The 15,080-nt window shown below is 64.3% G+C and carries 19 protein-coding genes; 8 read left to right on the forward strand and 11 right to left on the reverse strand.

Going from position 1 to position 15,080, the window contains the following annotated elements:
- The first annotated feature begins 2 nt into the window (after positions 1-2).
- The 5 genes from minC (at position 3) to AC1DHL_RS19630 (ending at position 2,872) form a co-directional block, all read left to right on the forward strand.
- On the forward strand, positions 3-758 hold the full coding sequence (gene minC, locus AC1DHL_RS19610) for a septum site-determining protein MinC (protein WP_478163059.1): 756 nt from the start codon (positions 3-5) through the stop codon (positions 756-758).
- A 49-nt stretch (positions 759-807) separates the two neighbouring features.
- Positions 808-1,623: a septum site-determining protein MinD gene (minD, locus tag AC1DHL_RS19615; RefSeq protein WP_478103258.1), complete on the forward strand. Its 816-nt coding sequence runs from the start codon at positions 808-810 to the stop codon at positions 1,621-1,623.
- A 2-nt stretch (positions 1,624-1,625) separates the two neighbouring features.
- Positions 1,626-1,898: a cell division topological specificity factor MinE gene (gene minE, locus AC1DHL_RS19620; RefSeq protein ID WP_478103259.1), complete on the forward strand. Its 273-nt coding sequence runs from the start codon at positions 1,626-1,628 to the stop codon at positions 1,896-1,898.
- Between the two features lie 110 nt (positions 1,899-2,008).
- The gene (phaP, locus tag AC1DHL_RS19625) at positions 2,009-2,500 is read left to right on the forward strand and encodes a TIGR01841 family phasin (protein ID WP_478103261.1); all 492 of its coding nucleotides are present in this window, start codon (positions 2,009-2,011) and stop codon (positions 2,498-2,500) included.
- A gap of 126 nt (positions 2,501-2,626) precedes the next feature.
- Complete coding sequence (locus AC1DHL_RS19630) at positions 2,627-2,872, forward strand: hypothetical protein (RefSeq protein WP_478103262.1); 246 nt, start codon at positions 2,627-2,629, stop codon at positions 2,870-2,872.
- A 30-nt stretch (positions 2,873-2,902) separates the two neighbouring features.
- Here AC1DHL_RS19630 and AC1DHL_RS19635 read toward each other — a convergent pair whose 3' ends face one another.
- The 3 genes from AC1DHL_RS19635 to AC1DHL_RS19645 form a co-directional block, all read right to left on the reverse strand.
- Positions 2,903-3,181, reverse strand: a complete 279-nt coding sequence (locus AC1DHL_RS19635) for a hypothetical protein (protein WP_478103263.1) — start codon at positions 3,179-3,181, stop codon at positions 2,903-2,905.
- 102 nt (positions 3,182-3,283) lie between these two features.
- Positions 3,284-3,637 (reverse strand): hypothetical protein, encoded by a 354-nt coding sequence (locus AC1DHL_RS19640; RefSeq protein ID WP_478163060.1) that lies wholly within the window; start codon positions 3,635-3,637, stop codon positions 3,284-3,286.
- Positions 3,638-3,663: 26 nt separating this feature from the next.
- Positions 3,664-4,242: a cob(I)yrinic acid a,c-diamide adenosyltransferase gene (locus tag AC1DHL_RS19645; protein ID WP_478103266.1), complete on the reverse strand. Its 579-nt coding sequence runs from the start codon at positions 4,240-4,242 to the stop codon at positions 3,664-3,666.
- Positions 4,243-4,305: 63 nt separating this feature from the next.
- Between AC1DHL_RS19645 and AC1DHL_RS19650 the strand changes: the two genes are divergently transcribed.
- Positions 4,306-5,730 (forward strand): FAD-binding oxidoreductase, encoded by a 1,425-nt coding sequence (locus AC1DHL_RS19650; protein WP_478163061.1) that lies wholly within the window; start codon positions 4,306-4,308, stop codon positions 5,728-5,730.
- A 16-nt stretch (positions 5,731-5,746) separates the two neighbouring features.
- Here the strand turns inward: AC1DHL_RS19650 and AC1DHL_RS19655 are convergent, their stop codons facing one another.
- The 7 genes from AC1DHL_RS19655 to AC1DHL_RS19685 form a co-directional block, all read right to left on the reverse strand.
- Positions 5,747-6,688 (reverse strand): ParB/RepB/Spo0J family partition protein, encoded by a 942-nt coding sequence (locus tag AC1DHL_RS19655; RefSeq protein ID WP_478103269.1) that lies wholly within the window; start codon positions 6,686-6,688, stop codon positions 5,747-5,749.
- Between the two features lie 5 nt (positions 6,689-6,693).
- On the reverse strand, positions 6,694-7,248 hold the full coding sequence (locus AC1DHL_RS19660) for an RBBP9/YdeN family alpha/beta hydrolase (RefSeq protein WP_478163062.1): 555 nt from the start codon (positions 7,246-7,248) through the stop codon (positions 6,694-6,696).
- Positions 7,229-8,083: a ParA family protein gene (locus AC1DHL_RS19665; protein WP_478163063.1), complete on the reverse strand. Its 855-nt coding sequence runs from the start codon at positions 8,081-8,083 to the stop codon at positions 7,229-7,231. Before AC1DHL_RS19665 ends, AC1DHL_RS19660 begins: the two co-directional genes overlap by 20 nt.
- A 65-nt stretch (positions 8,084-8,148) precedes the next feature.
- Positions 8,149-8,763, reverse strand: a complete 615-nt coding sequence (locus AC1DHL_RS19670; RefSeq protein WP_478103273.1) for a LysE family transporter — start codon at positions 8,761-8,763, stop codon at positions 8,149-8,151.
- Between the two features lie 59 nt (positions 8,764-8,822).
- On the reverse strand, positions 8,823-9,461 hold the full coding sequence (rsmG, locus tag AC1DHL_RS19675; protein ID WP_478163064.1) for a 16S rRNA (guanine(527)-N(7))-methyltransferase RsmG: 639 nt from the start codon (positions 9,459-9,461) through the stop codon (positions 8,823-8,825).
- The gene (gene mnmG, locus AC1DHL_RS19680; protein WP_478163065.1) at positions 9,458-11,404 is read right to left on the reverse strand and encodes a tRNA uridine-5-carboxymethylaminomethyl(34) synthesis enzyme MnmG; all 1,947 of its coding nucleotides are present in this window, start codon (positions 11,402-11,404) and stop codon (positions 9,458-9,460) included. Before mnmG ends, rsmG begins: the two co-directional genes overlap by 4 nt.
- Before the next feature lie 165 nt (positions 11,405-11,569).
- Positions 11,570-11,764 carry a DUF1328 family protein gene (locus tag AC1DHL_RS19685; RefSeq protein WP_478103277.1) on the reverse strand — a complete coding sequence of 65 codons (195 nt, stop codon included), beginning with the start codon at positions 11,762-11,764 and terminating at the stop codon, positions 11,570-11,572.
- Between the two features lie 178 nt (positions 11,765-11,942).
- Here AC1DHL_RS19685 and gstA point away from each other — a divergent pair, with 178 nt between their 5' ends.
- Positions 11,943-12,551, forward strand: coding sequence for a glutathione transferase GstA (gene gstA / locus AC1DHL_RS19690; RefSeq protein ID WP_478103278.1), 609 nt, complete (start codon positions 11,943-11,945; stop codon positions 12,549-12,551).
- Positions 12,552-12,575: 24 nt separating this feature from the next.
- Here gstA and AC1DHL_RS19695 read toward each other — a convergent pair whose 3' ends face one another.
- On the reverse strand, positions 12,576-13,793 hold the full coding sequence (locus AC1DHL_RS19695; RefSeq protein ID WP_478163066.1) for a YbfB/YjiJ family MFS transporter: 1,218 nt from the start codon (positions 13,791-13,793) through the stop codon (positions 12,576-12,578).
- Positions 13,794-13,910: 117 nt separating this feature from the next.
- Here AC1DHL_RS19695 and AC1DHL_RS19700 point away from each other — a divergent pair, with 117 nt between their 5' ends.
- Positions 13,911-15,011, forward strand: coding sequence for an alkene reductase (locus tag AC1DHL_RS19700; protein ID WP_478103281.1), 1,101 nt, complete (start codon positions 13,911-13,913; stop codon positions 15,009-15,011).
- Positions 15,012-15,080: the final 69 nt, after the last annotated feature.

Genomic DNA, 15,080 nt, shown 5'->3' on the forward strand with positions numbered 1-15,080 from the left:
CCATGGCCGATGCTTCCGCCGCGCGCACCAAGGCGGTATTCGAATTCAAGAGCGCCACGCTGCCGCTGATCGCGGTCATCCTCAAGACCGCTGATCTGGAGGTCCTGGCGGAAGCGCTCGACGCCCAATTGGCGGACTCACCCGACTTCTTCGAACAGGAGCCGGTGGTCATCGACCTTTCGCTGTTGCAGGAAGAGCAGGCGGAAGCCGACATCGACTTCGCCGCGCTGCGCAGCCTGCTGGCGCGCCACCAGACGCAACCTGTCGCGGTGCGCGGCGGCAGCAATGCCCAGAACATCGCCGCGCGGGCCGCAGGCCTGTCGATCACGGCCATGCCGGTCGCGCCGACGCCTCGGGCGCCCGCACCGCCAGCCGAGGCGCCGAGCGAAGCTCCCCAGATCGTGCGCGAGGTGCCGGTGCCTGCCAACGGCACGCTCGTCATCGACAAGCCGCTGCGTTCGGGCCAGCAGGTGTATGCGCGCGGTGGCGACGTGATCGTGACCGCCGTCGTGAGCTTCGGCGCCGAAGTCATCGCGGACGGCAACGTGCACGTTTACGCACCATTGCGCGGCAAGGCGATCGCTGGAGCACGCGGCGACACCGGGGCACGCATCTTCACGACCTGCATGGAGGCGCAGCTGGTGGCCATTGCCGGCATCTACCGCACCGCCGAAGTCGCGCTGCCGGACGACATCGCCGGCAAGACGGCACAGATCTCGCTGGACGGCAAAAAAATAGTCATGAACCCGATCCTCTGATCCGGCTCCGCGCAACAGAACAACCGAAACGAACGAAGAAGGAATGGCAATGGCCAAAATTGTGGTGGTGACCTCAGGCAAAGGCGGCGTCGGCAAGACGACCACGAGCGCGAGCTTTGCATCGGGGCTCGCCCTCGCGGGCAAGAAGACGGCCGTGATCGACTTCGACGTCGGCCTGCGCAACCTGGACCTGATCATGGGCTGCGAGCGCCGGGTGGTGTTCGACCTCATCAACGTCATCCAGGGCGAGGCCAACCTGAGCCAGGCGCTCATCAAGGACAAGCACTGCGACAACCTGCACGTGCTGGCCGCCTCGCAGACGCGCGACAAGGACGCGCTCACGCAGGAAGGCGTCGAGAAAATCCTCAAGGAACTCGCCGACCAGGGTTTCGACTACATCGTGTGCGACTCGCCCGCGGGCATCGAGGTCGGGGCACTGATGGCGATGCACTTCGCCGACGAGGCGCTGGTCGTGACCAATCCCGAAGTCTCCTCGGTGCGCGACTCCGACCGCATCCTCGGCATGCTGAGCTCGAAGACCAAGCGTGCCAAGGAAGGCGGCGACCCCATCAAGGAACACCTGCTGATCACGCGCTACAACCCCAATCGCGTGGCCGGCGGACAGATGCTGTCGCTGGAAGACATCCAGGACATCCTGCGCATCAAGCTTATTGGCGTGATCCCCGAGTCCGAGAGCGTGCTGCAGGCCTCCAACCAGGGTGTGCCGGCGATCCACGACAAGGAAACCGACGTGGCCCAGGCCTACAGCGATGTGGTGGCGCGCTTCCTCGGCGAAGAAAAGCCGATGCGCTTCGTCGACGCCGAGAAGCCCGGCTTCTTCAAACGAATCTTCGGAACGAGGTAGCCATGTCACTCTTTTCCTTTCTGCTGGGCGAAAAGAAGAAGACGGCGAGCGTCGCCAAGGAACGGCTGCAAATCATCCTCGCGCACGAGCGGAGCAGCCTGAGCGGCAAGCGCCCCGACTACCTGCCTGAGCTGCAGCGCGAGCTGATCGCAGTGATCTCCAAGTACGTCTCGATCAAGGCCGAGGACATCAAGGTCCACCTGGAGAAGCAGGACGATCTTGAGGTGCTCGAGGTCAAGATCGAACTGCCCGACGCCGCGCTCGCGGCACGCTGAGCGCAGGCAGCAGGCTCGCCACGGCCGTGAATTCGTCATCCAGGGCTTCCATCGGACCGCCCTGAGGGCGTATCGTGGCAACTCCAACACCAACCTGGAGACACCGCACCATGGCAACTAGCAAAACGAGCACTACCGCCGCGAAAAAGGCGGGCTCACCGCGCGGCACGGCCGCCGAGGACGTCCAGGACGCCTTCATCAAGCCGCTGAAAGGCATTTCCGATCGCCTTCAGAACCTTCCACTGGCCGGCGCGGCCGGCGCGATCGTCGAAGGTGGACGCAAGGACCTGCAAGCCCTCATGCAAGCCAACGAGAAGTCCTACCAGGGACTGCAGGCCGTCGTGAAACGCCAGACCGAGATGCTCAAGACTTCGATCCAGGAATGGCAGGGCACGGTCAAGGGCATGTCGGCTGGCGATCCACGCGAGAACCTCGCCAAGCTCGACGCCATGGGCAAGGCGGCGTTCAAGCAGGCGCTCAATGACATCCGCGAACTGTCCGAGATGGCAGCCAAGTCGCAGGCCGAGGCTTTCGACGTGGTGCGCAAGCGCATCAGCGACAACGTGGACGAAGTCAGCAAGCTCTTGCGCACGCGCAAGTAGGCCTTGGGAAGGCCTTCGCTCAGTGTTTGTCCTGCGCGAAAACGAGAAATAGGTCCGTGACGTCGGCTGCAAGAAGCGTACATTGATACGGTTTACCTTTGCGATCCGAACGATCACGTATCAGCCATGGCATCGATTTCTCAGACGCGCGCATCTTCCAGGGCAGCCAGCGAAGCCGCCAACCGTGAACGACTGCGGCAGGCCCTGCCTGCCACCGTCGATCACCTCCAGCGCCACCAGGCTGGCCGGATTGACGACAACGACATCGACGCCTACGTCAGACTGAACTGGCTCGAATGGCACGGCGGCGGACTTCGCCTCACCATCACGGGTCGCAACGTCTGCGCACAGATGGCGCCGTCGACCACCTGAGCTACTGCGGCCAGTTGGCGCGCCAGCCGTTCACGACGGCATTTCTCGATACTCGCCAGACAGCCGGGCTCCGCGATGCCAGTCCGCGTAGGGCTGGACGTAGCCCCGTCCTATGAACTGCGGTTGCGGCCGTACATCCCGGTGGTCGCGGTCTGCGCCAGGGCCATGCTCGACGCGCGACCCCTGCTGCTCGTACCGGTCATGCCGATCGGGTCCCCCGTCGAAGCGCCGGTCCTGCGCGAAGGCGCTTCCTGCCATGCACATCGCCAGCGCGGCGGCAACGGCAGTCATGCTTTTCGACTTGTTCATCTGGACCTCCTTCTGCATTGACGAGGAGTCCAGTGTCGAACGCGCATGTATGTCTCCGATGAAGCAAAAGTAAAGCTGGGACCGGGACCTGCCCGGTCCGCCTCACGGTGCGGTGCCTTGAGGCCCAGTGGACGGCGCCGCGGCGTAACCGGCGCCGTGCGGCGTGATCTTGCGTCCTAGCGCCTCGCCCCATCGCCGCACCGGCGCGCTCGCCCGCTCGGCCGTGTTGTCCACGCCGCGCCGGGTGGCGCTGGCGCCGCGCTCGACGCCATGGCCGGCTGCATCCGTCCCGCGTTCGATGCCATTCAGGACCTTGCTGTCGTGCGGAGCCGCCTTCGCCGCCGCGTGGCTGCGCTTTGGCTGCGGCGGGCTGTCCGCGTTTTGCGCGAAGGCGGTTTGCGTCAGTGCTGCTGCGACGACAAGCGCGAGAGTCGTTGTTGCGCGGGATGAGAACATCGGCTTCGATTCCTTTCGATTCAAATTCAGGCTGTCTTGTTGTCGGCGGCGGCTCTCGCCATGCGCTCGCTCTTCCAGTACACGTCGTCGCCGCCATCCATCCGATTGAGCACGCGCGCCAGCACGAACAGCAGATCGCTCAGGCGATTGAGGTAACGGCGCGGCGTATCGTTGATCTCGGCCTGCGCGCCAAGGGAGACGACCGCGCGCTCGGCGCGGCGCGCGACCGTGCGGCACACATGCGCCAGCGATGCCGCGCGAGTACCGGCTGGCAGGATGAATTCGGCCAATCTCGGCAGCGTCGCATTGTGATCGGCCAGGGCGTTGTCGAGTTGCAGCAGCGCCTCTGCCTTGAGCAGGGTGAAGCCCGGCATCGACAACTCGCCGCCGAGGTTGAAGAGCTGATGCTGCACGTCGACGAGCAGTTCGCGCACGGCCTCGGGCATGGGCTCGCAGAGCAGCACGCCGATCTGCGAGTTGAGTTCGTCGACGTCACCCATCGCATGCACGCGCAGGTGGTCCTTGGGGACGCGCGTGTTGTCGCCGAGGCCGGTGGTGCCGTCGTCGCCGGTGCGCGTCGCGATCTGTGTGAGTCGGTTGCCCATGGAGTGCTCTGTATCTTTCGGGGGTGCGATTCGTAGAATGGTAGACCCTTCAGGAGACAGCCGATGAACGCGCCCACCGCCCTTTCCCATCTCACGCCGGAGATCGCGCTGCGCGAGGTACCCGACGCGCTGATCGAAGCCCTGAAGGCGCGTTTCGGCGAGCAATGCTCCACCGCGCTCGCCGTGCGCACGCAGCACGGCCGCGACGAGTCCTCTTTCGATGCACCACCGCCTTCGGCCGTGATCTTCGCCGAGAGCACGCAGGATGTGGCCGACACAGTCAAGCTGGCCAGCGAATACAGCGTTCCGGTGATCCCCTTTGGCGTCGGCTCGTCGCTCGAAGGGCACCTGCTGGCCGTGCAGGGCGGCATCAGCATCGACGTCAGCCGCATGAACCGCGTGCTGTCGACCAATGCCGACGACCTGACGGTGACCGTGCAACCCGGCGTGACGCGCAAGCAGCTGAACGAAGAGATCAAGAGCACGGGCCTGTTCTTCCCGATCGACCCGGGCGCGGACGCCTCCATCGGCGGGATGGCGGCGACGCGCGCCAGCGGCACGAACGCGGTGCGCTACGGCACGATGCGCGAGAACGTGCTTGGCCTCGAAGTCGTCACCGCGAGCGGCGAAGTGATCCGCACGGGCACGCGGGCCAAGAAATCGTCGGCGGGTTATGACCTCACACGCCTCCTGGTCGGCAGCGAGGGCACGCTGGGCGTGATCACTGAGATCACCCTGCGCATCTATCCCCTGCCCGAGGCCGTGTCGGCCGCGATTTGCTCATTCCCGAGCATCGAGGCGGCCGTGCGCACGACCATCGAGATCATCCAACTGGGGGTGCCGATCGCGCGCGTGGAACTGATCGACGTGAACACTGTGCGGATGGTCAATGCGTACGCCAAGCTCAGCCTGCGCGAAGAACCCATGCTGCTGATGGAATTCCATGGATCGCCCAGCGGCGTGAAAGAGCAGGCTGAAACCGTGCAAGAACTCGCCAGCGGCCACGGCGGCAAGGCTTTCGAGTGGGCCAGCACGCCGGAAGAGCGCACCCGCCTCTGGACAGCGCGGCACAACAGCTATTTCGCCGCCGTGCAGTCGCGCCCGGGTTGCCGCGTGATTTCGACCGACACCTGCGTGCCGATTTCCCGGCTTGCAGATTGCCTGCTCGAATCGGTCGCGGAAGCTGATGCGAGTGGCATCCCCTACTTCCTGGTCGGCCACGTCGGAGATGGGAATTTCCATTTCGGCTACCTTCTCGACCCCAACGCACCCGAAGAGCGCGTAACTGCCGAGAAACTGAATCACGCCCTGGTATCACGCGCGCTCGCACTCGAAGGCACCTGCACGGGCGAACATGGCGTCGGGCTGCACAAGATGGGCTTCCTCGTGACCGAGGCCGGCGCTGGCGCGGTCGACATGATGCGCACGATCAAGCGGGCACTCGACCCGAAGAACATCATGAATCCCGGGAAGATCTTTAGCCTCTGAGACCTTCCCCGTCAATTCACGCCGTCTGGCGGATGCGGTCTATCAGGCCGTTGAGCGCGTCGAGAGAGCCGAAGTGGATGGCGAGTTCGCCGCTCTCTTCCACCCGGCCATTGCGCTTGCTCCGCTTCTTGATGCGGACTTCGACCTCGGCCGCCAACAGATCGGCAAGTTCCTCCTCCACCCGAAGCAAGTCGCGCGACTTTTCGGCCGCGCCGCGCCGCGATGAAGGCGAGAGACTGAACTCGGCCGCCAGCTTCTTCACGAGCGCCTCGGTCTCGCGCACCGACATCTTCTTGGCGGCGATCTGGTTGGCGGCCGTGATTTGGGTGCCCTTGTCGAGCGACAGCAGCGCGCGCGCGTGGCCCATGTCGATGTCGCCGGCCATGAGCATCGCCTGAGCCGGCTCAGCAAGGTTCAGCAGGCGCAGCAGATTGCTCGCGGCGCTTCGGGAACGCCCGACGGCCTGCGCCGCCGATTCGTGAGTGAGCCCAAACTCAACGACCAGGCGTTGCAAACCTTGGGCTTCCTCCAGCGGATTCAGATCTTCACGCTGGATGTTCTCGATGAGCGACATGGCCGCGGCGGCTTCATCGGGCACGTCGCGCACCAAAACCGGCACACTTTCGAGCCCGGCCAGGCTGGCGGCCCGGAAACGTCGTTCACCCGCGATGATTTCGAACTCGGCGTTCTTGGCGCGTGCGATGTCCGGATCGAGTCGGCGAACCAGAATCGGCTGCATGATCCCCTGCGCCTTGATGCTTTCGGCCAGCTCGTAGAGCGCGCCCTCGTCCATCTGCGTGCGTGGCTGGTAGACGCCGGGCACCATCTGGTCGAGATTCAAAGTCGTCGGGTTGGGTGGCGCGGCGTCGTCAATCACGGCATTGTCCGAGCCGTTGAAAGTCGGCCCGAGAAGTGCTTCGAGTCCGCGGCCGAGGCCCTTGGGTTTTTTGGTCGCCATGGAGATCATTTTTCCTTCAAGAGGTCGTTCAGCAGCTTGCGGCCTTCGGGCCAGTCGTCGAGGCCGGATTCGCTGTTGATATGGCCACGAGCACCAAGGTCAACATAACCGGCGCCCCAGTCCTCGGCCATTTCGCGGGAGCGTTCGGCTGCACAGTAGGGATCGTTGTTCGCCGCGACCATCAAGGCGGGAAACGGCAGCGGCCGGCGGACGATGGGCGCCCAGCCTGGGATCATCTGCCGCAGGTCGTCGCGCTCCGCATCGCCCGGCGCGACGAGCAATGCGGCACGTACCTTGCCCGTATGGCTCGAGTGAGCGGCCCATGCCGCCACGAGGACGCATCCCAGGCTGTGCGCCACGAGCGCCACCGGGCCGGGTGCGGCCAGCACCTCCTCCTCGAGTCGCGCCGACCAATCGCCGCGCAGAGGCCGCATCCAGTCGTGCTGGTCGACCCGATGGTCGCCATAGACCGCCTCCCAGCGGCTTTGCCAGTGGGCGGGGTCGCTATTCTGCCAGCCGGGCAGCAACAGGATCTTGGGCTCAGGGGCTATCAGGGGCATGTACCGTGACTTGCGGCGCGTCCATGGGCACGGGTGCAGCGGGCGCCGTTTCCGCCGCCATCGCGCTCGCAGGCGGCATCTTGACGACGAGTTCCTGCGCGAAAGCGATGAACGCCTGGCTGCCCTTGGCGGGCGGGTCGAACACGACCCCGGGCAAGCCGTAGCTCGGCGCTTCGGCCAGCCGCACGTTGCGGGGAATCACCGTATCGAACACCTTGTCGCCAAAATGCGCCTTGAGTTGCTCGCTGACCTGCTGCTGCAGGGTAATGCGCGGATCGAACATCACGCGCAGCAGGCCGATGATCTGCAAGTTCTTGTTGAGATTCGCGTGGACCTGCTTGATGGTGTTGACCAGGTCCGTCAGCCCTTCGAGGGCGAAATACTCGCACTGCATCGGGACGATGACACCGTGTGCGGCGCACAGGCCATTGAGCGTCAGCAAGCTAAGGCTGGGCGGGCAATCGATCAGAATGAAGTCGTACTCCGCACCCACCGCCGCCAGCGCCGTGCGCAGGCGCTTTTCGCGCCGATCGAGCGCCACCATTTCGACTTCAGCGCCGGCCAGTTCCCGGTTCGCACCCAGAACGTCATAGCCGCACTTCTCTGACTTCACGCGGGCTTCGGCCACGGACGCCGACTCCAGCAACACGTCATACACCGTGGTTTCGAGCTGACGCTTGTCAATGCCTGAGCCCATGGTGGCATTGCCCTGCGGATCCAGGTCGATCATCAGGACGCGCTGGCCGACATTGGCCAGGCCTGCCGCCAGATTCACCGTGGTCGTCGTCTTGCCGACGCCGCCTTTTTGGTTCGCGATGCAGAAGATCTTTGCCATGTCTCAGCCGCCCTGCCCGGCAGTCTGGCGAAAAACATGGAAGGGATGCTGGAGGTTTTTCATGCTTACCTGGAAATCGCAAGCCTGAAGCCGAACCCGATCAGAAAAACGCCTGCCAACTTGCCCAGAACACCCGAGATGCGCGGGTTGGCGCGCACCCGCTCGGCCAGGAAATGCGTCAACAGCGTTGCCGTCAGACCATACAGAAAGGTCAAGGTGGCGATGGTCAGGGCCATGACCGCGAAGGTGGTGAGCCCCTGATGGCGGGCCGGATCGACGAAGAGCGGGAAGAACGCCATATAGAAGACGATCGCCTTCGGATTCAGCAGCGTGATCATCATCGCTTGGCGAAGATACTGCCGGGGGCGGATGTTGAGGATCGGCGCGGCACCAGGCTTGGCCCGCAGCATCTTGAAGCCGAGCCATGCAAGATAGGCAGCGCCGAGCCATTGCACGCCCCGGAATGCCGTCGGGTAAGCCGTCAGAAGTGTGGCAACGCCGGCAACGGCAGCCCACATCAGCACTTGGTCGCCTGCAATGACGCCCAAAGTGGCCGCCAAGCCCCCGCGAATTCCGCCTTTGCTCGTCGACGTGATCAACGCCAGATTTCCCGGCCCGGGAATCGCCAGAAAGAGAACGATGGCCGCGACGAACGCGCCGTAATCAGCGATGCCGAACATGCAAGTTGCTCAAAAAGGGAAGCGTCGAGTCTAAGCGAGGTCGACGCGCGCGACATCGGTCAGGCGACAGGTTTTCGCATCCAGACGATGCATCGCTCGGCATCAAGGCCCGGAACAGACAGTTGTTCCACGTGAAACACCTCGACTTCGGGCGGAAGGCGGGCGATTTCCTCGTTGGGCACCCTGCCCTTCATGGCCAGCCAAGTGCCGCCCGGGGCCAAGAGGTGTAACGACCCTGAGACGAAATCCGCAAGGGACGCGAAGGCCCGGGAGCTGATGACTTCGTATTGGCCCGTCATGGACTCGACGCGTGCGTGCAATCCCCGGAGATTGCGAAGCTCGAGCTCCGACGCACCCTGCTGAATGAACGCCGCCTTCTTGGCGACGGCATCGACACACGTGATGTCAATATCCCCTCGCAGAATCGCAATCACGACACCCGGCAGCCCGGCCCCGGCACCAACGTCCAGGAGTTTCGCCGGCCCGTCACGTTCTCGACTGAGCGGACCTACGGCCGCAAGGCTGTCGAGCAAATGATGCGTAAGTACCGTCGCCGGGTCGCGCAAGGCGGTCAGGTTGTAGACCTTGTTCCACTTGAGGATGAGCGCACCGTAGGCGAGCAGCTGCTCGCTCTGGCGGTCGGTCAATGTGATGCCGAGCTCTGAGGCACCCTGCCGCAGCATTTGCTCCTGGCTCATTCGGCGGCTTGCGGCTCTGCCGCCGGGTCGCGTACGAATGAGCGATGCCCGCCTTTGCGGAGATGGATCATCAGCAGAGAGATCGCCGCTGGCGTCACGCCGGAAATCCGCGAAGCCATGCCCAGTGTTTCGGGCCGGTGCTTGGTGAGCTTTTGCCGGACTTCGAAACTCAAGGCCTTGACCTGGCTGTAATCGAGATCGTCCGGCAGTTTCAGGTTCTCGAAATGCGCGGCCCGCTCTACTTCGTCATGCTGGCGATTGATGTAGCCGGAATATTTGGCGGCGATCTCGATCTGCTCGATCTCCGTTTCGCCCAACGGAGCATCCGCACGATATTTGCCGCCGTCCAACGACATCAGCGACTCGTAGCTCACGTTCGGCCGACGCAGAAGCTCGCCAAGATTGTGTTCATGGTCGATGGCCTTGCCCAGCACGCGCTCGGACTCGCTTGCCGGCAAGTTCCGCGGATTCACCCAGATCGAACGAAGCCGCTCTGTTTCACGTGAAACAAGATCTCGCTTGCGGGAGAACGCATCCCAGCGCGCGTCATCCACCAGACCCAGCTTCCGCCCCGTCTCGGTCAACCGCATGTCGGCGTTGTCTTCTCGCAGCTGCAGCCGGAATTCGGCGCGGCTTGTGAACATCCGGTAGGGCTCGGTCACGCCCTTGGTGATCAGGTCATCGACCAAGACCCCCAAATAGGCTTCGTCGCGACGAGGCAGCCATGGACCTTCGCCGCGGCATTGCAGTGCAGCATTGATGCCCGCGAAGAGACCCTGAGCGGCCGCCTCTTCATAACCCGTCGTACCGTTGATCTGGCCCGCAAAGAACAAACCGTGGATGGCACGCGTCTCGAAATTGCTCCGCAGCTCGCGCGGGTCGAAGTAGTCGTATTCGATCGCGTAGCCGGGTCGGAGGATGTGGGCGTTCTCCAGGCCCGCCATCGAACGGACCAATTGGTACTGGATGTCGAACGGCAGGCTGGTCGAGATTCCGTTCGGGTAGTACTCGTTGGTGGTCAGCCCTTCCGGCTCCAGGAAAATCTGATGGCTTTCCTTGTCGGCGAATCGGTTGATCTTGTCCTCGACACTCGGGCAATAGCGCGGGCCGACGCCGTCGATCTTGCCGGTGAACATCGGGCTGCGGTCAAAGCCGGAGCGGATGATTTCGTGCGTGCGGGCGTTGGTGTTCGTGATCCAGCAGGGCATCTGCTGCGGGTGCATGTCCGCGCGGCCCAAGAAGCTGAAAACCGGCATTGGGCCGGCACCGCCCGGCATGCCGTCGCCGGGCTGCTCCACGCACTTCGAAAAGTCGATGGTCCGCCCATCCAGCCGCGGTGGGGTGCCAGTCTTGAGGCGACCTTGAGGCAGCTTCAGTTCCTTGAGCCGTGCCGAGAGGCTGACCGCCGGCGGGTCGCCCGCTCGCCCGGCCTGGTAGTTGTCGAGCCCCACGTGAATGCGCCCATCGAGGAAAGTCCCCGCCGTCAGCACCACTGCGCGAGCACGGAAGGCAATTCCGACCTGCGTGACAGCGCCGACTACGCGGTCGCCTTCGATCATCAAGTCGTCGACCGCTTGTTGGAACAGCGAAAGGTTGGGCTGATTTTCCAGCCGGCGCCGGATCGCCGCCTTGTAGAGAACCCGATCGGCCTGCGCACGGGTCGCGCGCACCGCCGGCCCCTTGCTCGAATTGAGCACCCGGAACTGGATTCCCCCTTCGTCCGTCGCGATCGCCATGGCTCCGCCAAGCGCATCGACTTCCTTGACGAGGTGGCCCTTGCCGATGCCGCCGATCGAGGGGTTGCAGCTCATCTGCCCCAATGTCTCGATGTTGTGGGAAAGCAGGAGCGTGCGGGCGCCCATTCGGGCGGATGCAAGCGCGGCCTCGGTGCCGGCATGGCCGCCACCAACGACGATCACATCGAATTCTTCGGGATAGAGCATGAGAGTGAGGGCGCACTGGCGCGTGCGCTGCGCAAAGGGGCGCTGATTTTAATCGCCCGCGCCTTTGCATGCCCGTTGAAGGACAAACAGATCCCTAACCAGACTCGCTCCAATCCCTTGTCACCATTGACTTTTCAGCTATCAATTGAATAGCAAACGTGCGCGCTATGGGGCTCGATCCAACGCCTTCTTCGCAGCCCCTACGCCCAGCGCTGCCAGCACGAGGAACACCACTGCAAGAATCAGGAACAGCCCGAACAGGATCTTGGCGATACCGGCCGCTCCCGCGGCCACGCCCCCGAAGCCCAGCGCACCGGCAATCAGCGAGATCACGGCAAAAATAATCGCGTACTTCAACATGAGCTGACTCCTCGCGATGACACCACCGCAGCGCTGCGAGCTTAGAGAGTCGCACAGCCGGCGCTCATAGTCGCCCCACGCGAGACGCCGTAGGACAAAAACGCGGAGACCTCGAACCCGCTAGCATCAGCCTCCCCTTCCGAAAAATGTTTTTCGTCATTCCATTGGAGTTTTTCGCATGAAGCTGTACTACTCGCCGGGCGCCTGCTCGCTGTCTCCCCATATCGCGCTGCGTGAAGCCGGCCTCGCCTTCGAACCCGTGCTCGCCAGCACGAAGAGCCACAAGCTGCAAGATGGAACCGACTACTACGGCATCAATCCGTTGGGCTATGTGCCGCTGCTCGAACTCGACGATGGCACGCGCCTGCGCGAAGGCCCGGCCATCGTGCAGTACGTTGCCGACCTCGCGCCTGCGAAGAACCTTGCACCGGCCAACGGAACCCTCTCGCGCTATCGCCTGCAGGAGTGGCTGACCTTCATCGGTACCGAGATCCACAAGAGCTTCTCGCCGCTGTTCAACCCCAACATGCAAGAAGAAGCCAAGACGGTTTTCAAGACCAAGCTCAAGTCGCGCTACGAGTGGCTCGACGGCCAACTCGCAGGCAAGGACTACCTCATGGGCGAACACTTCACCGTCGCCGACGGCTACCTGTTCACTGTGACCAACTGGACGCAGCCGACGGGCGTCGACATCTCTTCCTGTGCCAACGTCAAGGCCTGGCATGCGCGCGTTGGCGCACGACCGGCCGTGCAGGAAGCGATGAAGGTGGAAGGCCTGCTCAAGTAAGGGGGAACGCTGCGAGTGCGGCACTCAGTGCGTCAACGGCTTCTGCCTTGACGCGAGCAATGCACCCGCCCATAGCGTGACCCCCGAGGCCACGAGACCTCGGGCCAGGCCGCCGGCCCCGTCCGAGATCCATCCGGCAACGGTCGGTCCCACGATCTGCCCCAACGCGAAAGCGATCGTGAAGGCGCTGATACCCGTCGCCCATTGCGCAGCCGGCAGGTTGTGCCGCACCAAGGCCGTCGTCGACGCCACGACCGACAGAAACACCGCGCCGAACAGAAGGCCCGACGCCATGGCCACGGGCCATGCATGGCTCAGCACCGGCAGCATCGTGGCCACCCCCAGCAGTGCGTTGAGAAACGCTTGCGGTCCCCCGCCGCGATAGCGGTCCAACAGGCCAGCCCATAGCCGCGACGAAGCCATGCAAGCCAGCCCCAGGAAGGCGTAGAACATCGTGATGTCGCCCGCCCTGGCGCCCTGCTCGCGCAGCAGCGCGATCACGAAGGTCATGTAGCCGATGTAGCCGGCACCGAACAGCGTGTAGCCGGCGAGCGCCCAGCTGAAGCGACGCACAGGCGTTTTGTCGGACCGCACGGCGTGCTGTGACGCGGCCACCGGTTGCACGTGCACCTGCACCGGCATCGCACGCATCGCGGCGGCCAATACGGCGGTCGCCGCAAAACTCGCGAGCGCAAGCGCCCACCACGCCCAGGCCCAGCCATGTGAAACACCGGCCGCGGCCTGCAGCACCGCGGGCACCAGCAGCGCCGAGAGCGTGATGCCAAGGCCCGTACCGCCGTAGTACAGCCCCAGCAGAAAACCAGCGCGCGACGGCTGCAGGGTGCCCAGGCGTGCCGCCAGCAATCCACCCGCCACGAACACCCAGGCACTCGCGAGCCCCGCCAGCAACCGTTGCAACAGCAAGGCCGACGCCGACGTGAAGAAGCCGCTGGCCACCATGAAGACACTGGCCCACAGCGCGCCGCCGACCAGCAGGCGCATCGGGCCGAAGTGCCGCATCAGGGCCGGCGTCATCAACGCGCCCAAAAGATAGCCTGCGGCGTTCGCCGTGTTCATGCTCCCCGCGAGGGTGTAGCTCCAGCCGAGGTCTTCTCGCATGGGCGGAAGAAGCAGGCCGTACGAAAAGCGCGTGATGCCGAGCGAGACCGCGGCACCCAGCGAGAGCGCCAACGCCAATCGCAGCACTTGCGCGGGCGTGGGCGTGGCGTCGTGAACAGTCATGGATGCGCGGCCATTCTGCGGCAGCACTTACCAGCAAAGCGACAACCCTGCGACAGCGAAGCTGATGTCACGGGTTTACCCTCCGTCTCGTTCTCCACAACATTCATCAACTCCAAGATGTCCTCCCTCTTCGATCCCGTGCAAGCTGGAGACCTCCAACTCAGCAATCGCATCGTCATGGCGCCGCTCACGCGCAACCGCGCACCCGACGCAGTGCCGCGCGACATCACAGCGACCTACTACGCGCAGCGCGCCAGCGCCGGTCTGCTGATCACCGAAGCCACCGCCATCAGCCACCAGGGCCAGGGCTACGCGGACGTGCCCGGACTCTATGGCACCGAGCAGCTCGACGGCTGGAAGCGCGTCACCGATGCCGTGCACGCCGAGGGCGGCAAGATCGTCGTGCAGCTGTGGCACGTCGGGCGCGTCTCGCACACTGAGCTTCAGCCCGACGGCGGCAAGCCGGTCGCGCCTTCCGCCATCGCGGCCAAGACCAAGACCGTGCTCATCAGGGACGGCGTCCCGACCTTCACCGACACCTCCGAGCCCCGCGCGCTCGACGCCAGCGAGCTGCCCGGGATCGTGCACGCCTATGCTGTCGCCGCTCGCAGCGCGGTCGAGACCGCGGGCTTCGATGGCGTGGAGATCCACGGCGCCAACGGCTATTTGCTCGACCAGTTCCTCAAGACCGGCAGCAACAAGCGCACCGACGATTACGGCGGCAGCATCCAGAACCGAGCACGCCTGTTGCTCGAAGTGACGCGCGCGGTGGTCGACGCCGTCGGCGGTGGCAAGACCGGCATCCGCCTGTCGCCTGTCACCCCGGCCAACGACGTGCATGACGACGACCCGCAATCGCTGTTCGACTACGTCATCCGCCAGCTCGCGCCGCTGAATCTCGCCTACATCCACGTCATCGAAGGCGCCACCGGCGGCCCGCGCGAACTTGCCGATCGCCCGTTCGACTACGAATCCCTCAAGGCGGCCTATCGCCAGGCCGGCGGCAAGGGCGCGTGGATGGTGAACAACGGCTACGACAAGTCGCTCGCCGAGGAAGCACTGAAGGAAGGCGACGACCTGGTCGCCTTTGGCAAGCCCTTTATCTCCAACCCTGACCTGGTTCGCCGCCTGCGCGAAGGCGCGCCACTGAATCCATGGGACAAGAACACGTTCTACGGCGGCGGCGAAGCCGGTTATATCGACTACCCGGCACTTTGAGCTCGCCCCCAGGCTTGCCCACTTCGTGTGGCCGCCAACCCCCTTCCGGGGGCAACCCCTGCGGCTCGG

Source organism: Variovorax sp. 10L426 (assembly GCF_056395305.1).